Here is a 19,471-nt window from a genome sequence, read left to right on the forward strand (position 1 = left end):
TCTTACTGCAGTTGAGTGGTCCAACGCCGTCAAGAATCAGTTCATCCCTGGCAGGTTTACCGACGGTTTAATATCGTTCTGCACAACCGATGCCATCGGCGCTACCACGCCCTGACTTCTCAGCAGTTGGCCCATGTCGGCCTTGATTCGATACTGCGTATAGATCTGCAGGTTTTTGATCTGCGCCAGACGCTGCTGAGCGGTGAACAGTTCATTCTCGCTGTCGAGCAAGTCGAGCAGTGTACGCTCACCGAGGCTGAACTGCTGTTGATACGAGGTACGTACTCGCGTGCTGCGGTCCACGTATTCCTGCGCGATCGGCACCTGCTGGGTGGCGTTGTTGTAGGCGTTCCACGCCAGGCCCAGCTCTTCGTTCAGCTGACGCAGGGCGTTGTTGCGGATGTCCAGCGCCTGGGAGGCCTGGGAAGCCTTGGACTGCAGGTTGGCCTTGTCGGTGCCGCCGTTGAACAGGTTGAACTGCATGTTCAGCATGGCGGAATAGCTGTTGTCATGGCCTGGGTCGCCGGCGATGTTGTCGTTGGCTGAACGTTGCAGTACCGCATCGAAGCGCGGGTAGAAGGTCGACTTGGCGGATTCGTACTGCTTTTCAGCGGCGGTGATATCCGATTCGGCAGAGCGCAATACCGGGCTGTCGGCAATCATCTGGCGGCGTGCGTCATCCAGGCTGGCTGGCAGCAAGGTCACGATGCCCGCTGGCTTTTCCAGTTGGTCAGGCTCTTGGCCGACAACGCTCATGTAGTTGGTATTGGCGTCAGCCAGGTTGGTCTGTTCGGTGATCAGGTTGTTTCGAGCCTGAGCCAGACGGGCTTCGGCCTGGTCCATGTCCGCCATTCTTCCGACGCCACGGCTGGTGCGCAATTTGATCTGGTCAAAAATGCGTTCGTGGCTTTTCAGGTTCTCTTCTGCCAGTTGCACCATCTCGCGACGGGTCAAGACATCCAGATAAACCTGGGCGACCGTCAGGGCGGTGCGCTCGGTCGTGTTGAGCAGCGCATAACCGCGGGAATTGGCGGTGGCTTGTTGGCGACCTACTTCATTTTGGGTGCCAAAACCCTGGAACAGGTTTTGCTGCAGACGAATGGTCGATTCGCCGCGGTTCATGGTTTTCCAATCGTGGCTGTTGCTGGCCGCGCGGGTGGTGGTGTTGTCCGAGCTTTCACGGCCATAACCGCCCAGCAAGTCGACTTTAGGCAAGTAGCCGCCTTTGGCTGCGTCGACTTGGTAGTCAGCAGCAATGCGCGCATTGACACCCGCTTGGATCTCCGGATGGACTTCCACCGCTTTCTGCATCGCTTCCGTCAGCGTTTGAGCCTGTACGAAACTGGCGGCTAGAGCAAAAGGCAAAGCTTTGAATAAGTGCAAACGCATTGTGATTCTTCCCTGGGGATTGGTTGCCTGGAAAACCGCAACAAACTTGAAATAGTGCATTGGATTGGCAACCGAAATCACTGCTTGTCATGAGTGCTGGACGGTGCAAACAGAAAGTCGCGATGCCGTGTAAATATCAATGTGACATTACCGGGCGGATTGTTTAGGATGGCGCCAAATAGGTCAATACCTTGACGGAAAAGTAATTCGTCGAGCAAAACACCAAAATATTGACGCCAAATTTTTTACATGGGTTTAACGTACTCCAGCTATTGAATCGGCACTAGAGAGAAAGGCCGGTCTCCATGATGGATGCCCCCTGAACGGTAATACACGGAGAGTCTTTTATGAGCAGCGTTGCGGTCGTCAAAAGCATTGTCGGTCAAGTGTTTGCGGTATCCCCGGAAGGGATTCGTCGCCTGCTGGTAGAAGGGGATCGTTTGTTTGCAGGGGAGCAGGTGGAAACCGGTCCTGCCGGCTCCGTGTCGCTGGAGCTTGCCGATGGCCGCACCCTTGACCTGGGGCGCGACACGCAATGGAGCGCGAACACGCCTGACTCAGTGACCGACCTGAGTGCCGCCACTGCCCAGGAAGCACCCTCCGTTGCCGAACTGCAGCAAGCCATCGCTGCCGGTGCCGACCCGACCCAAGACCTTGAAGCCACTGCTGCCGGCCCGACTGCCGCTGGCGCGGACGGCGCCGTGGGTGGCGGCCACAGCTTTGTCGTGCTGGACGCCACCGCAGGCACGGTTGACCCTACCATCGGTTATCCGACGAACGGCTTGAATGCCGCCGATGCCGCGACCAGCCTGTTTACCGCCGCTACCAATAACAGCCTCGATCCGCGCAGCGTCACCATCACCTTGACCGCTACGCCGAGCATCACCGAAGCCGGCGGCGTCGTGGTTTACACCGTGTTTGTCACCCAGGCGCCGACCAGTGACCTGACCGTCACCTTGTCCAACGGCTTGTCTGTCGTGGTCCTCGCCGGCCAGACCGCGGGCGCGCTGAACGTCACGTTCGCGGGCAATGACACGCCTTACCTGGATGCCTCGTCGATCTCCGCCACCATCACCGGCACGTCCGGCGGCGGCAACCTGATCATCACCACCGACCCGGCGCCGGCCGTTACGCAGATCAATGACACCATCGACACCACCACCGTCACGCTGAGCGCGAACGCGTCGGTCGATGAGGGCGGCAAGATCGTCTATACCGCGACCGTGAACAACGCCGCGCAGACCGATGTCACCATCACGCTGTCCAACAACACCACCATCACCATCGAAGCCGGTAAAACCACGGGCACCGTCAGCGTCGATACGCCGGCAAACCTGGCCGATGGCAAAGACCTGACCGTCAGCGCCACCATCACCGGTGCAAGCGGCGGTAACTACGAAAACCTGGCGATCAACCCGGAAGCCGCCACTACCACCGTGATCGCTGTCGACAACCCGAGCGTGCTGGTCGCAGACACCAACACGGTTGCCGAGGAGCAGGTTGCCACTGGCAACGTGCTGAGCAATGACAGCGACATCGACAACGTGCTGACCGTCGCGACATTCACCGTTGGCGGCACCACGTATAACGCAGGCCAAACCGCCATTGTCGAAGGTGTCGGTACCGTCACCATCGGTGCGGATGGTGCGTATGCGTTTACCCCGGTCAAGGATTACAACGGTGAAGTGCCGCAAATCGGCTACACCACCAATACCGGTTCGAGCAGCACGCTGGACGTGACGGTGACGCCGGTTAACGACGCGCCGGTGGCAGTGGTGGTTGCAGCGAACGGAGCTGAAGATCCGGCCCAGGGCATTGCGGTCAAACTGAGTGCGACCGATGGGGATGGCTTGGCGAACGTGAAATCGTTCACTGTCGGCACGCCAACCAATGGCACGTTCTACACTGACGCGGCCATGACCAAACCGGTGACTGGCTCGATCGACGCGGTCAACGGCGAAGCGACGATTTACTTCAAGCCGAACGAAAACTTCAACGGCACCGCGAATTTCACCTATACCGCCACCGACAGCGGCAACGCTGACGGCAGCAACCCGCTGACCTCTGCTCCGGCTAACGGCACTGTCACTGTGACGGCGGTCAACGATGCACCGGAAGCGATCGCGACCACTGCAACCGGGACTGAAGATCCAAGCGTAGGCATTGCGGTCAAGCTGAGCGCGACCGATGTGGATGGCCTGGCGAACGTGAAATCGTTCACCGTCGGCGAGTCGGCCAACGGCACGTTCTACACCGACGCTGCCATGACCAAGCCGGTGACTGGCGCGATTGACGCGGTCAATGGCGAAGCCACCGTGTACTTCAAGCCGAACGAAAACTTCAACGGCACCGCGAACTTCACCTACACCGCGACCGACAGTGGCAACGCTGACGGCAGCAACCCGCTGACCTCTGCGCCGGCTAACGGCACTGTCACTGTGACGGCGGTCAACGATGCGCCTGAGGCTGTGGCGACCACTGCGACGGGCTCTGAAGATTCGGCCCAGGGTATTGAAGTCAAGCTTTCGGCCACCGACGTAGACGGCGTGGACAACGTGAAATCGTTCACTGTCGGCACGCCAACCAATGGCACGTTCTACACCGATGCTGCCATGACCAAACCGGTGACTGGCTCGATTGATGCGGTCAACGGCGAAGCGACTGTTTACTTCAAGCCAAACGAAAACTTCAACGGCACCGCGAATTTCACTTATACCGCGACCGACAGCGGCAACGCTGACGGCAGCAACCCGCTGACTTCGACCCCAGCCAACGGCACCATCACTGTCACTGCGGTGAACGATGCGCCGGTGGCTGTGGCGACCACTGCGACCGGTTCTGAAGATCCGGCCCAGGGCATCGAGGTCAAGCTTTCGGCCACTGATATCGATGGCGTGGAGAACGTGAAATCGTTCACCGTCGGCACGCCTACCAACGGCACGTTCTACACCGATGCGGCCATGACCAAGCCGGTAACCGGCTCGATCGACGCGGTCAACGGCGAAGCCACGGTTTACTTCAAACCGAACGAAAACTTCAACGGCACGGCGAACTTCACCTACACCGCGACCGACAGCGGCAATGCTGATGGCACCAACCCGCTGACTTCTACTCCGGCCAACGGCACTATCACCGTGACTGCGGTCAACGATGCGCCAGAAGCTGTCGCCACTACCGCGACCGGTTCTGAAGATCCGGCCCAGGGCATCGAAGTCAAGCTTTCGGCCACTGATATCGATGGCGTGGAGAACGTGAAATCGTTCACCGTCGGCACGCCAACCAATGGCACGTTCTACACCGATGCTGCCATGACCAAGCCGGTAACCGGCTCGATCGACGCGGTCAACGGCGAAGCCACGGTTTACTTCAAACCGAACGAAAACTTCAACGGCACCGCAAACTTCACCTACACCGCGACCGACAGCGGCAATGCTGACGGCACCAACCCGCTGACGTCTACTCCGGCCAACGGCACCATCACCGTGACTGCGGTCAACGACGCGCCGGTTGCCGCACCGACCACCGCAACGGGTTCCGAAGATCCGGTTCAAGGCATCGAAGTCAAACTGAGCGCGACCGACGTAGATGGCGTGACAGACGTGAAATCGTTCACCGTCGGCACGCCTACCAATGGCACGTTCTACACCGATGCGGCGATGACCAAACCGGTGACCGGCGCTATTGATGCGGTCAATGGCGAAGCCACGGTTTACTTCAAGCCAAATGAAAACTTCAACGGCACCGCGAACTTCACCTACACCGCCACCGACGGCGGTATTGCTGACGGCGGCAGCCCGCTGACTTCGGCGCCTGCCAATGGCACCATCACCGTGACTCCGGTCAACGACGCGCCAGTGGCTGTGACCACTACCGCGACCGGTGCTGAAGATCCAAGCGTAGGTATCGCGGTCAAACTGAGCGCCACCGACGTAGATGGCGTGGCGGACGTGAAATCCTTCACCGTCGGCACGCCAACCAACGGCACGTTCTACACCGATGCCGCCATGACCAAGCCAGTAACTGGCTCGATCGACGCGGTCAACGGCGAAGCGACCGTTTACTTCAAGCCAAATGAAAACTTCAACGGCACCGCGAACTTCACCTACACCGCGACCGACGGCGGTATCGCTGACGGCGGCAGCCCGCTGACCTCTGCGCCTGCCAACGGCACCATCACCGTAACTCCGGTCAACGATGCACCGGTCGCCGCACCTACCACCGCAACGGGTTCTGAAGATCCGGTTCAAGGCATCGAAGTCAAACTGAGCGCCACCGACGTAGACGGCGTGACAGACGTGAAATCCTTCACCGTCGGCACCCCAACCAACGGCACGTTCTACACCGACGCCGCCATGACCAAGCCAGTGACTGGCTCGATTGACGCCGTCAACGGCGAAGCCACCGTTTACTTCAAGCCAAACGAAAACTTCAACGGCACCGCGAACTTCACCTACACCGCCACCGACGGCGGTATCGCTGACGGCGGCAGTCCGCTGACCTCAGCGCCTGCCAACGGCACCATCACCGTGACTCCGGTCAACGATGCGCCGGTCGCCGCACCGACCACCGCAACGGGTTCCGAAGATCCGGTTCAAGGCATCGAAGTCAAACTGAGCGCCACCGACGTAGACGGCGTGGCAGACGTGAAATCCTTCACCGTCGGCACCCCAACCAACGGCACGTTCTACACCGACGCCGCCATGACCAAGCCAGTAACTGGCTCGATTGACGCAGTCAACGGCGAAGCCACCGTTTACTTCAAGCCAAACGAAAACTTCAACGGCACCGCGAACTTCACTTACACCGCTACCGACGGCGGCATTGCTGGCGGCGGCAGCCCGCTGACCTCGGCTCCGGCCAACGGCACCATCACCGTGACTGCGGTGAACGACGCTCCGGTACTGGGCAACGCCTCGACCAACGCGTTCGGCGACACCTATATTGAAGGCAAGCCTGGCGGCTACGTGGCGGCGAACCTGACCGTCAGCGACGTCGACAACAACACCCTGCAAAGCGCCAAAGTCACACTCGTCAACCACCTGGCAGACGATGTACTGATCGCAGATGTCAGCAACACCAAAATTGCAGTCAGCTACGACAAGGCCACGGGCATCTTGACCTTGTCCGGTGAGGCCTCCACGGCTGAGTACCAGGAAGTCCTGCGTTCGGTACACTTCGCCAGCGAAAGCGAGAACCCGGACCCGGCCAATCGCACCCTGACCATCACCGTCAACGACGGCCAGCTGGATTCGGCGCCTGTCACCTCCGTGGTGTACGTGGTTCCGGTGAACGATCCGCCTGAGGTCAAGTTCGACAGCACCACATTCACTGAGCAAAAAGACGCAGTCGCGCTGGTCGAAAACCTGACCATCAAAGACGTCGACAACACCACCTTCAGCAAAGTCGTGGTCACCGTCGACCACCTGGCTGCAGGTGATTTGCTCAGCAATACCGATGTGCTCAAGGCCCTGGCCGTTGCCGGGATCACCATCACCCAGAGCGGCAGCGCCGCCGACGGGAAAATCGTCTACACCCTCACCAGCGACTCGAAGGCCGGCAGCAGCGCCGCCGACTTCGTCAAACTGGTTGAAGCCATCACCTTCCAGAGCCCGGGCAATAACCCTGTCGGTACCGATCGTACCGTCACCATCGATGTGACTGACAACGGTGGCGGCAACCTGGATCGCGAACCGCCGGAAACCGGCAGCGCCACTGGCAAGGTCACTATCGACCTGTTCAACGACGCCCCGACTGCATCGGCCGACAACACCACCGCCGATGAAGACCATACCGCCAAGATCGTGCTGGACGGCAAGGATGTGGACGGTACCGTCTCCAGCTTTGTCATCACCACCTTGCCGGAAAATGGCAAGCTGTACAGCGATGCCACGCTGCAAACCGAACTCAAAGTCGGCGACTCGGTGCCAGCGGGTGCCGACGGCAAAGCCGCGGTTTACTTCGCCCCGACCGGCGACTGGAGCGGCAAAACCGAGGTGACGTTCACTGCGGTCGACAACGGCGGTAAATCGAGCGCCGTAACGACGGCCGACATCACGATCGCGCCGGTTACCGACACTCCGCACCTGGGCCTGCTCGGCGGCGGCCCTGTGACCTCGATCAACTTCGACAGCGCCAACCTCAATGGTTCGTGGGGCATCGTCGGGGTAAATGACGCCAACAACGCGCCTGTCAGTGGCACCCCGAGCACTCCGTGGCTCACGGGGAATGCCGGCGGCCAAGTCGAAATCGGCCAAAGCAGCAACTACGGCGTAGAGACCCCAGGCAACAGCCAGGTCATCGAGCTTGAGAAAAACGCCGGCGACGACTCCAGCCTGTACACCATCATCAAGGCAGAAGCCGGCACGGCGTACACCATCTCGGTCGACTACTCGCCGCGTGCGGGTGCCGAGAACAATTCGGTGATCGACGTATTCTGGGGCGGCGTCAAAGTCGGCACCCTGGATACCACCACCGTCGGCATGAAGACTTACACCTTCGTCGTGCCGGTCACCGCTGACGGCGATGCCAAACTCGAGTTCAAAGCCCCGGCCGGGGATGCAAACAACTCGTTGGGCGGCGTGCTGGACAACATCAACGTCACCCAGGTGCTGAACACCGGCCTGGAAGACCATGCGATCAAGCTGTCGACCATCGACGCATACGCCACCGACAAGGATGGCTCCGAGACGCTCAAGCTGGAAGTCGGTGGCATACCGCTCAACGCGACCATCTCCGATGGCACGCCGGGCCACACCTTCACCGCGACGGCTGGCAATCAAAGCGTCGACATCAGCAATTGGAACAAGGCCACCCTGGTCTTCACCCCGGCGGAAAACGCCAACGGCCTGGTGAACCTCACCGTCACCGCCACCGCGCAGGACGGCACGGCTGATCCGAAGTCCGAGTCGATTACCCTGCCGATCAACGTGATTGCCGTTAACGATGCACCAGAAGCTATCGCGACTACCGCGACCGGTTCCGAAGATCCGGTTCAAGGTATCGAAGTCAAACTTTCGGCTACTGATATCGATGGCGTGGAGAACGTGAAATCGTTCGCGGTTGGTACGTCGACCAGCGGTACGTTCTATACCGATGCGGCGATGACCAAACCGGTGACCGGCTCGATTGATGCGGTCAACGGCGAAGCCACGGTTTACTTCAAGCCAAATGCGAACTTCAACGGCACGGCGAACTTCACCTATACCGCCACCGACAGTGGCAATGCTGACGGCAGCAACCCGCTGACCTCGGCGCCTGCCAATGGCACCATCACTGTGACTGCGGTGAACGATGCGCCGGTTGCCGCACCGACCACTGCAACGGGTTCTGAAGATCCGGTCCAGGGTATCGAAGTTAAGCTGAGCGCCACCGACGTAGACGGCGTGGCAGACGTGAAATCCTTCACCGTCGGCACGCCAACCAATGGCACGTTCTACACCGATGCGGCCATGACCAAACCGGTGACCGGTTCCATTGACGCGGTCAACGGCGAAGCGACCGTTTACTTCAAGCCGAACGCGAACTTCAACGGCACCGCGAACTTCACTTACACCGCGACCGACGGCGGTATCGCTGACGGCGGTAGCCCGCTGACCTCCGCGCCTGCTAACGGCACTATCACCGTGACCCCGGTCAACGATGCGCCTGTGGCTGTGACCACTACCGCAACCGGTGCTGAAGATCCAAGCGTAGGTATCGCGGTCAAACTGTCCGCCACCGACGTAGATGGAGTGGCAGACGTGAAATCCTTCACCGTCGGCACCCCAACCAACGGCACGTTCTACACCGATGCGGCCATGACCAAGCCAGTGACTGGCTCGATTGACGCCGTCAACGGCGAAGCGACCGTTTACTTCAAACCAAACGAAAACTTCAACGGCACTGCGAACTTCACCTACACCGCCACCGACGGCGGTATCGCTGACGGCGGCAGCCCGCTGACCTCCGCGCCTGCTAACGGCACTATCACCGTGACCCCGGTCAACGATGCGCCTGTGGCTGTGACCACTACCGCAACCGGTGCTGAAGACCCAAGCGTAGGTATCGCGGTCAAACTGAGCGCGACCGACGTAGACGGTGTGGCAGACGTGAAATCCTTCACCGTCGGCACGCCAACCAATGGCACGTTCTACACCGATGCGGCCATGACCAAGCCAGTGACTGGCTCGATTGACGCGGTCAACGGCGAAGCGACCGTTTACTTCAAGCCGAACGCGAACTTCAACGGCACCGCGAACTTCACTTACACCGCGACCGACGGCGGTATCGCTGACGGCGGTAGCCCGCTGACCTCGGCACCTGCCAACGGCACCATCACCGTGACCCCGGTCAACGACGCGCCTGTGGCTGTGACCACTACCGCGACCGGTGCTGAAGACCCAAGCGTAGGTATCGCGGTCAAACTGTCCGCCACCGACGTAGATGGCGTGGCAGACGTGAAATCCTTCACCGTCGGCACGCCAACCAATGGCACGTTCTACACCGATGCGGCGATGACCAAGCCAGTGACCGGCGCTATTGATGCGGTCAACGGCGAAGCGACCGTTTACTTCAAGCCGAACGCGAACTTCAACGGCACCGCGAACTTCACCTACACCGCTACCGACGGCGGCATTGCTGACGGCGGCAGCCCGCTGACCTCTGCGCCTGCCAACGGCACCATCACCGTGACTCCGGTCAACGACGCGCCTGTGGCTGTGACCACTACCGCGACCGGTGCTGAAGATCCAAGCGTAGGTATCGCGGTCAAACTGAGCGCCACTGACGTAGACGGCGTGGCAGACGTGAAGTCCTTCACCGTTGGCACGCCTACCAACGGCACGTTCTACACCGACGCCGCCATGACCAAGCCAGTGACTGGCTCGATTGACGCGGTCAACGGCGAAGCGACCGTTTACTTCAAACCAAACGCGAACTTCAACGGCACCGCGAACTTCACCTACACCGCTACCGACGGCGGCATTGCTGACGGCGGCAGCCCGCTGACCTCTGCGCCTGCCAATGGCACCATCACTGTGACCCCGGTCAACGATGCGCCAGTGGCTGTGACCACTACCGCAACGGGTGCTGAAGATCCAAGCGTAGGTATCGCGGTCAAACTGAGCGCCACCGACGTAGACGGCGTGGCAGACGTGAAATCCTTCACCGTCGGCACCCCAACCAACGGCACGTTCTACACCGATGCGGCCATGACCAAGCCAGTGACTGGCTCGATTGACGCCGTCAACGGCGAAGCGACCGTTTACTTCAAACCAAACGAAAACTTCAACGGCACTGCGAACTTCACCTACACCGCCACCGACGGCGGTATCGCTGACGGCGGCAGCCCGCTGACCTCCGCGCCTGCTAACGGCACTATCACCGTGACCCCGGTCAACGATGCGCCTGTGGCTGTGACCACTACCGCAACCGGTGCTGAAGACCCAAGCGTAGGTATCGCGGTCAAACTGAGCGCGACCGACGTAGACGGTGTGGCAGACGTGAAATCCTTCACCGTCGGCACGCCAACCAATGGCACGTTCTACACCGATGCGGCCATGACCAAGCCAGTGACTGGCTCGATTGACGCGGTCAACGGCGAAGCGACCGTTTACTTCAAGCCGAACGCGAACTTCAACGGCACCGCGAACTTCACTTACACCGCGACCGACGGCGGTATCGCTGACGGCGGTAGCCCGCTGACCTCGGCACCTGCCAACGGCACCATCACCGTGACCCCGGTCAACGACGCGCCTGTGGCTGTGACCACTACCGCGACCGGTGCTGAAGACCCAAGCGTAGGTATCGCGGTCAAACTGTCCGCCACCGACGTAGATGGCGTGGCAGACGTGAAATCCTTCACCGTCGGCACGCCAACCAATGGCACGTTCTACACCGATGCGGCGATGACCAAGCCAGTGACCGGCGCTATTGATGCGGTCAACGGCGAAGCGACCGTTTACTTCAAGCCGAACGCGAACTTCAACGGCACCGCGAACTTCACCTACACCGCTACCGACGGCGGCATTGCTGACGGCGGCAGCCCGCTGACCTCTGCGCCTGCCAACGGCACCATCACCGTGACTCCGGTCAACGACGCGCCTGTGGCTGTGACCACTACCGCGACCGGTGCTGAAGATCCAAGCGTAGGTATCGCGGTCAAACTGAGCGCCACTGACGTAGACGGCGTGGCAGACGTGAAGTCCTTCACCGTTGGCACGCCTACCAACGGCACGTTCTACACCGACGCCGCCATGACCAAGCCAGTGACTGGCTCGATTGACGCGGTCAACGGCGAAGCGACCGTTTACTTCAAACCAAACGCGAACTTCAACGGCACCGCGAACTTCACCTACACCGCTACCGACGGCGGCATTGCTGACGGCGGCAGCCCGCTGACCTCTGCGCCTGCCAATGGCACCATCACTGTGACCCCGGTCAACGATGCGCCAGTGGCTGTGACCACTACCGCAACGGGTGCTGAAGATCCAAGCGTAGGTATCGCGGTCAAACTGAGCGCCACCGACGTAGACGGCGTGGCAGACGTGAAATCCTTCACCGTCGGCACCCCAACCAACGGCACGTTCTACACCGATGCGGCCATGACCAAGCCAGTGACTGGCTCGATTGACGCCGTCAACGGCGAAGCGACCGTTTACTTCAAACCAAACGAAAACTTCAACGGCACTGCGAACTTCACCTACACCGCCACCGACGGCGGTATCGCTGACGGCGGCAGCCCGCTGACCTCCGCGCCTGCTAACGGCACTATCACCGTGACCCCGGTCAACGATGCGCCTGTGGCTGTGACCACTACCGCAACCGGTGCTGAAGACCCAAGCGTAGGTATCGCGGTCAAACTGAGCGCGACCGACGTAGACGGTGTGGCAGACGTGAAATCCTTCACCGTCGGCACGCCAACCAATGGCACGTTCTACACCGATGCGGCCATGACCAAGCCAGTGACTGGCTCGATTGACGCGGTCAACGGCGAAGCGACCGTTTACTTCAAGCCGAACGCGAACTTCAACGGCACCGCGAACTTCACTTACACCGCGACCGACGGCGGTATCGCTGACGGCGGTAGCCCGCTGACCTCGGCACCTGCCAACGGCACCATCACCGTGACCCCGGTCAACGACGCGCCTGTGGCTGTGACCACTACCGCGACCGGTGCTGAAGACCCAAGCGTAGGTATCGCGGTCAAACTGTCCGCCACCGACGTAGATGGCGTGGCAGACGTGAAATCCTTCACCGTCGGCACGCCAACCAATGGCACGTTCTACACCGATGCGGCGATGACCAAGCCAGTGACCGGCGCTATTGATGCGGTCAACGGCGAAGCGACCGTTTACTTCAAGCCGAACGCGAACTTCAACGGCACCGCGAACTTCACCTACACCGCTACCGACGGCGGCATTGCTGACGGCGGCAGCCCGCTGACCTCTGCGCCTGCCAACGGCACCATCACCGTGACTCCGGTCAACGACGCGCCTGTGGCTGTGACCACTACCGCGACCGGTGCTGAAGATCCAAGCGTAGGTATCGCGGTCAAACTGAGCGCCACTGACGTAGACGGCGTGGCAGACGTGAAGTCCTTCACCGTTGGCACGCCTACCAACGGCACGTTCTACACCGACGCCGCCATGACCAAGCCAGTGACTGGCTCGATTGACGCGGTCAACGGCGAAGCGACCGTTTACTTCAAACCAAACGCGAACTTCAACGGCACCGCGAACTTCACCTACACCGCTACCGACGGCGGCATTGCTGACGGCGGCAGCCCGCTGACCTCTGCGCCTGCCAATGGCACCATCACTGTGACCCCGGTCAACGATGCGCCAGTGGCTGTGACCACTACCGCAACGGGTGCTGAAGATCCAAGCGTAGGTATCGCGGTCAAACTGAGCGCGACCGATGTAGATGGCGTGGCGGACGTGAAATCGTTCACCGTCGGCACGCCAACCAATGGCACGTTCTACACCGATGCGGCCATGACCAAACCGGTGACCGGTTCCATTGACGCGGTCAACGGCGAAGCGACCGTTTACTTCAAGCCGAACGCGAACTTCAACGGCACCGCGAACTTCACTTACACCGCGACCGACGGCGGTATCGCTGACGGCGGTAGCCCGCTGACCTCAGCTCCGGCTAACGGCACCATCACCGTGACCCCGGTCAACGACGCGCCTGTGGCTGTGACCACTACCGCGACCGGTGCTGAAGACCCAAGCGTAGGTATCGCGGTCAAACTGAGCGCGACCGATGTAGATGGCGTGGCGGACGTGAAATCCTTCACCGTCGGCACGCCAACCAATGGCACGTTCTACACCGATGCGGCCATGACCAAGCCAGTGACTGGCTCGATTGACGCGGTCAACGGCGAAGCGACCGTTTACTTCAAGCCGAACGCGAACTTCAACGGCACCGCGAACTTCACTTACACCGCGACCGACGGTGGCATTGCCGACGGCGGCAGCCCGCTGACCTCAGCACCTGCCAACGGCACCATCACCGTAACTCCGGTCAACGATGCGCCTGTGGCTGTGACCACTACCGCGAGCGGTGCTGAAGATCCAAGCGTAGGTATCGCGGTCAAGCTGTCCGCCACCGACGTGGATGGCGTGGCAGACGTGAAATCCTTCACCGTCGGCACGCCAACCAACGGCACCTTCTACACCGACGCCGCCATGACCAAGCCGGTAACCGGCTCGATCGACGCAGTCAACGGCGAAGCGACCGTTTACTTCAAACCAAACGAAAACTTCAACGGCACCGCCAACTTCACTTACACCGCTACCGACGGCGGTATCGCTGACGGCGGCAGCCCGCTGACCTCAGCGCCTGCCAACGGCACCATCACCGTAACTCCGGTCAACGACGCGCCGACTGCGAGCAATGGCTATGTAGAAAGCAACGAAGACACCCCAGTCGAGCTGAAATGGTCGACGTTCGGGGTCAACGATGTGGATTCCACGGACCTGAAAGTCGTCTTCACCAGCCTGCCCAACGGTGCCATCGAGTACAAAGTCGACGGTGTCTGGGTCAAGCTCAGCGCGGCTGATCTGAAAACCGATACGTCGCCGGGCAAGGCCTTCAGCCAGGCCGACTTCGACAATCACAATGTGCGTTACAGCCCAGCGGCCAACGAGTCGGGCGATAACAGCTTCGGCAACGCCGGCGTCGGTAACAAGCAGGGTGATTACACCGAGCTGAAGTTCCAGGCGACCGACGGCCAGCTCAACAGCGATACGAAAACCATCACCGTGGATATCCACCCAGTGACGGACGTTCCTGTCGTGACCGTCGGCGCATTCGGTGACGTGCCAACCGGCTTGACCATTCAAACCTGGACCGGCGGCAACCTGCCGGGTGCATTGGGTACGAACGGCAATGGGGTTGTTCAGTCCAGCGATTTGATCCGGGTCATCAACGCTCAAACGCCTGACAGCGCAGCCTCCACGGGTGTGACCGCCAACGTGAGCAACGCTAATGTGGTGGAACTCACCGCGACCAAAGTCTCCGGCCTGATTTACCTGGAAGCCGGCAAGAGCTACAGCTTCACCGGCAGCGCCGATGACAGCCTGGCGGTTACCGTCGGCGGCAAGTTGGTGTCGACCGAGACCTGGAGCCAGGGCACCGGGATCAACGCAACCCCCTTCACGCCGACAGAGTCGGGTTATTACACCCTCGACATCTATCACTACAACCAGGCCGGCCCGGGCAACTACGACGTCAATGTCTCGATCAACAACGGCCCGTCGATGGCGTTGGGCAGCAGCGGCGTGCAGACCTATACCAGCCTGGAAGCATTGAAAGCCGCCGGGGCGGTGTTTGACGATGCTCATGTGGTCAACGGAGAAGGTTATTACACCGGCTACGTTTATAACCACGGCCTGGAAGACACTGCGATCAAGATCAGCCCGATCACGACCACGTTTGTCGACAATGACCAGTCGGAATCGCACAAGGTAGAAATCAGCGGCCTGCCTGAAGGCGCTGTCATCACCGACGGCGCCACGGGCCACAGCTATACCTCGACGGGTGCGACCACCCAGTACGATGTCAGCAATTGGAACCTGGCTACCCTGACCGTCACTCCGGCCAAGGATGCGACTGCCAATTTCGATCTGACTGTGACGGCAACGGCCAAAGAGTTGAGCACGCAGGTTGAAGAAGTCACGACTGGCAAGGTGAGCGTGGTGATCACTGCGGTCAACGACGCGCCGGTGGCTGTGGCCACCACTGCGACGGGTGCTGAAGACCCAAGCGTAGGTATCGCGGTCAAACTGAGCGCGACCGACGTAGACGGCCTGGCGAACGTGAAATCGTTCACCGTCGGCACGTCGACCAACGGCACCTTCTACACCGACGCGGCCATGACCAAACCTGTGACCGGCGCGATTACCGCGGTCAACGGCGAAGCCACCGTGTACTTCAAGCCGAACGCGAACTTCAACGGCACGGCGAACTTCACCTACACCGCGACCGACGGCGGCAACGCTGACGGCAGCAACGTACTGACCTCGCCAGCAGCCAACGGCAGCATCACCGTGACTCCGGTCAACGATGCGCCAGTGGCTGCGGCAACCACCGCGACCGGTGCTGAAGACCCAAGCGTAGGCATCGCGGTCAAGCTGAGCGCGACCGACGTCGATGGCCTGACCAACGTCAAGTCGTTCACCGTCGGCACGCCAACCAATGGCACCTTCTACACCGACGCGGCGATGACCAAAGCGGTGACCGGCGCGATTACCGCGGTCAACGGCGAAGCCACCGTGTACTTCAAGCCGAACGCGAACTTCAACGGCACGGCGAACTTCACCTACACCGCGACCGACGGCGGCAACGCTGACGGCAGCAACGTACTGACCTCGCCAGCCGCCAACGGCAGCATCACCGTGACTCCGGTCAACGATGCGCCAGTGGCTGCAGCAACCACCGCGACCGGTTCTGAAGATCCAAGCGTAGGCATCGCGGTCAAGCTGAGCGCGACCGACGTCGATGGCCTGACCAACGTCAAGTCGTTCACCGTCGGCACGCCAACCAATGGCACCTTCTACACCGACGCGGCGATGACCAAAGCGGTGACCGGCGCGATTACCGCGGTCAACGGCGAAGCCACCGTGTACTTCAAGCCGAACGCGAACTTCAACGGCACGGCGAACTTCACCTACACCGCGACCGACGGCGGCAACGCTGACGGCAGCAACGTACTGACCTCGCCAGCCGCCAACGGCAGCATCACCGTGACTCCGGTCAACGATGCGCCAGTGGCTGCAGCAACCACCGCGACCGGTTCTGAAGATCCAAGCGTAGGCATCGCGGTCAAGCTGAGCGCGACCGACGTCGATGGCCTGACCAACGTCAAGTCGTTCACCGTCGGCACGCCAACCAATGGCACCTTCTACACCGACGCGGCGATGACCAAAGCGGTGACCGGCGCGATTACCGCGGTCAACGGCGAAGCCACCGTGTACTTCAAGCCGAACGCGAACTTCAACGGCACGGCGAACTTCACCTACACCGCGACCGACGGCGGCAACGCTGACGGCAGCAACGTACTGACCTCGCCAGCCGCCAACGGCAGCATCACCGTGACTCCGGTCAACGATGCGCCGGTGGCTGCGGCAACCACCGCGACCGGTGCTGAAGATCCAAGCGTAGGTATCGCGGTCAAGCTGAGCGCGACCGACGTAGACGGCCTGGCGAACGTGAAATCGTTCACCGTCGGCACGCCAACCAACGGCACCTTCTACACCGACGCAGCGATGACCAAACCCGTGACCGGCGCGATTACCGCGGTCAACGGCGAAGCCACCGTGTACTTCAAGCCGAACGCGAACTTCAACGGCACGGCGAACTTCACCTACACCGCCACCGACAGCGGCAACGCTAACGGCAGCAATCCGCTGACCTCGGCCCCGGCCAACGGCACTATCACCGTGACCTCGGTCAACGACGCACCGACCCTGGACCTGAGCACCACAGACGGTTCCGTCCTCACCAGCTACAGCACGGCCTACTCGGAGCGCAGTACGGGTGGGATAGCGATCACCGGCAACGTAGCCATCGGTGACGTCGACAGCAGCCAGATGCAAAGCGCGACCATCACCTTGAAAAACGCCAGCGCGGGCGACCAGCTCAGCTCGAGCCTGGTGACCGTGGGCGGTACTTACAACGGCGTCACCCTGACCAGCGTTGGCACCGACGTCAGTGGCAAAATCGTCCTGACCCTGTCGGGCGCGGCTGACACGGCCACCTACAAGTCGTTGCTCGAGTCGTTCCAGTACTCCAGCACCAGCAAGTATCCGACCACGGGTGATCGCACCGTCGAGATCTCTGTGAAGGACAACGCAGGTGCTGACAGCCTGAGTTCGTCGGTGGCCACCAGCACCATTACCGTTGCGCCACAGGCTTATGTGGTGACTGAAGGCGGCGGCGCTGCCGATGTCATCGACCTGAGCAGCTCCTCGGCCAACAACATGGTGGTCGGTGACAAAGGCGGTATCGTCAATGCGGGCAGCAACTACAACATTGCCTTCATCGTCGATACCTCGGGCAGTATCGGCAGCAGTGCGATGAAGTCGATCAAGGCGCAGCTTGCGAGCGTGTTCGATACCTTGATCAGCAATGCCGGTAAAAGCGACTCGGGTGTTGTGAAAGTACTGCTGGTCGACTTCGATACGCGGGTCGAAGCGCAGGTCTCGGTCAACCTCGCCGACAAGGACGCCGCTAAAGCGGCCTTGCAGGCTGTGTTGACTCAGATGACGTCAAAATCGAGCGACATGACCAACTATCAGGATGCGTTCAACGCCGCCACCAACTGGTTCAAAGGCGACGAAGCCACGAGCAATGTGGGTGCAAAAAACCTGACGTACTTCATTACCGACGGTGAGCCGAACATGTACACCGCCATTCAGGGTAACCCTCTCCTGGGCTCGACCAGTTGGTTCGGCTCGAATGTTTACTTTGATAGCATCGTCAATAGCGGCAATTACGTCTTGGGTCAGACCAACTCGGTCACAACGACAATCAACGGCAGGACGCAGGTGATTGTCGATGGTGACGGCAAGGTCTATTCCTACGATGGTTGGGGTAATAAAAACCTCGAAGGCACCGTGGTGGCCAACAGCAGCGGCGGCTTTGACGTGGCGTCGGTCTACAACGACTCCAGCACCGCCATGAGCAACGCCCAGTCGGCCTACTCCGATCTGGTCAACGCGGTTCCAGGCAAGGTTGTCGTCGAGGCCATCGGTCTGGGCTCGAACATTGATACCGCTGTGCTCAAGCAGTTCGATACCGATCATAACGTCTCCACGATCGACACCGCGAAGCTGGCGGATGCCATCACCGGCCACGCGGCTGATACCGGCGCCGACACCCTCACCGGTGGTTCGGGCAACGACATTCTGTTCGGCGACCTGATCAGCTACAACAACCTTGAAGGCAGTGCTGCACTCAAGGCGTTCGCGGCCGACAAACTGGCCACGACCGTCGATCACATCGATGACCGTACCTTGCACCAGTTCATCACCGAGCACGTCGCTGACGTGGGTGCATTGGCCAGCGCGTCGAACATCTACGGCACCAACGACGGCGCTGACAAGCTGATCGGCAACGCCGGCGACGACATTCTGTTCGGCCAAGGCGGTAACGACGTGCTCAACGGCGGGGCGGGTAACGACATCCTGGTGGGCGGCAAGGGCAATGACACCCTCACCGGCGGCGCGGGGGCGGATACCTTCGTGTGGCTCAAAGGGGATACCAACACCGGGACTGGCGTCGATACCATCACCGACTTCAAGCACAGCGAAGGCGATAAGTTGGACCTGTCCGATTTGCTGCAAGGCAGTAACGACACCAACCTGACCAGCTACCTGAAGTTGAGCACCGATTCGGCGGGCAACTCGACGCTGAGTGTCAGCAGCAGCGGTTCGTTCACGGCGCAGGGTGGCGGTACGGCCGATGTTACGATCAAGGTCGATGGCGCCAGCTGGGGCAGTGGCAGTGCCGCGATCAACAGCCTGATCGCCGGTGGTGATCTGACCGTCAAGCATCACGACTGATCACCCTGGAGCGCCAATCTTTCGGGATTGGTGCT

Annotated in this window: 2 protein-coding genes; one reads left to right on the forward strand and one right to left on the reverse strand. The window is 60.6% G+C overall.

The features are described from left to right. Nucleotides 1-36 precede the first annotated feature (36 nt). The gene (locus LQ249_RS02425; RefSeq protein ID WP_046385019.1) at nt 37-1,389 is read right to left on the reverse strand and encodes a TolC family outer membrane protein; all 1,353 of its coding nucleotides are present in this window, start codon (nt 1,387-1,389) and stop codon (nt 37-39) included. Between the two features lie 347 nt (nt 1,390-1,736). On the opposite strand from LQ249_RS02425, the gene LQ249_RS02430 reads away from it, so the two are divergent. Then, a complete protein-coding gene (locus tag LQ249_RS02430; protein WP_232566170.1) occupies nt 1,737-19,436 on the forward strand; it encodes a tandem-95 repeat protein in 17,700 nt (5,899 codons plus the stop codon). Nucleotides 19,437-19,471 lie beyond the last annotated feature (35 nt).

This window comes from Pseudomonas sp. 7-41 (genome assembly GCF_021233075.1).
In the GTDB taxonomy this organism is placed as follows: domain Bacteria; phylum Pseudomonadota; class Gammaproteobacteria; order Pseudomonadales; family Pseudomonadaceae; genus Aquipseudomonas; species Aquipseudomonas veronii.

What these genes read in the sequence shown, in the direction of transcription:
- LQ249_RS02425 (WP_046385019.1), bottom strand. Translation starts at nt 1,389, where the DNA reads ATGCGTTTGCACTTATTCAAAGCTTTGCCTTTTGCTCTAGCCGCCAGT.
- LQ249_RS02430 (WP_232566170.1), top strand. Translation starts at nt 1,737, where the DNA reads ATGAGCAGCGTTGCGGTCGTCAAAAGCATTGTCGGTCAAGTGTTTGCG.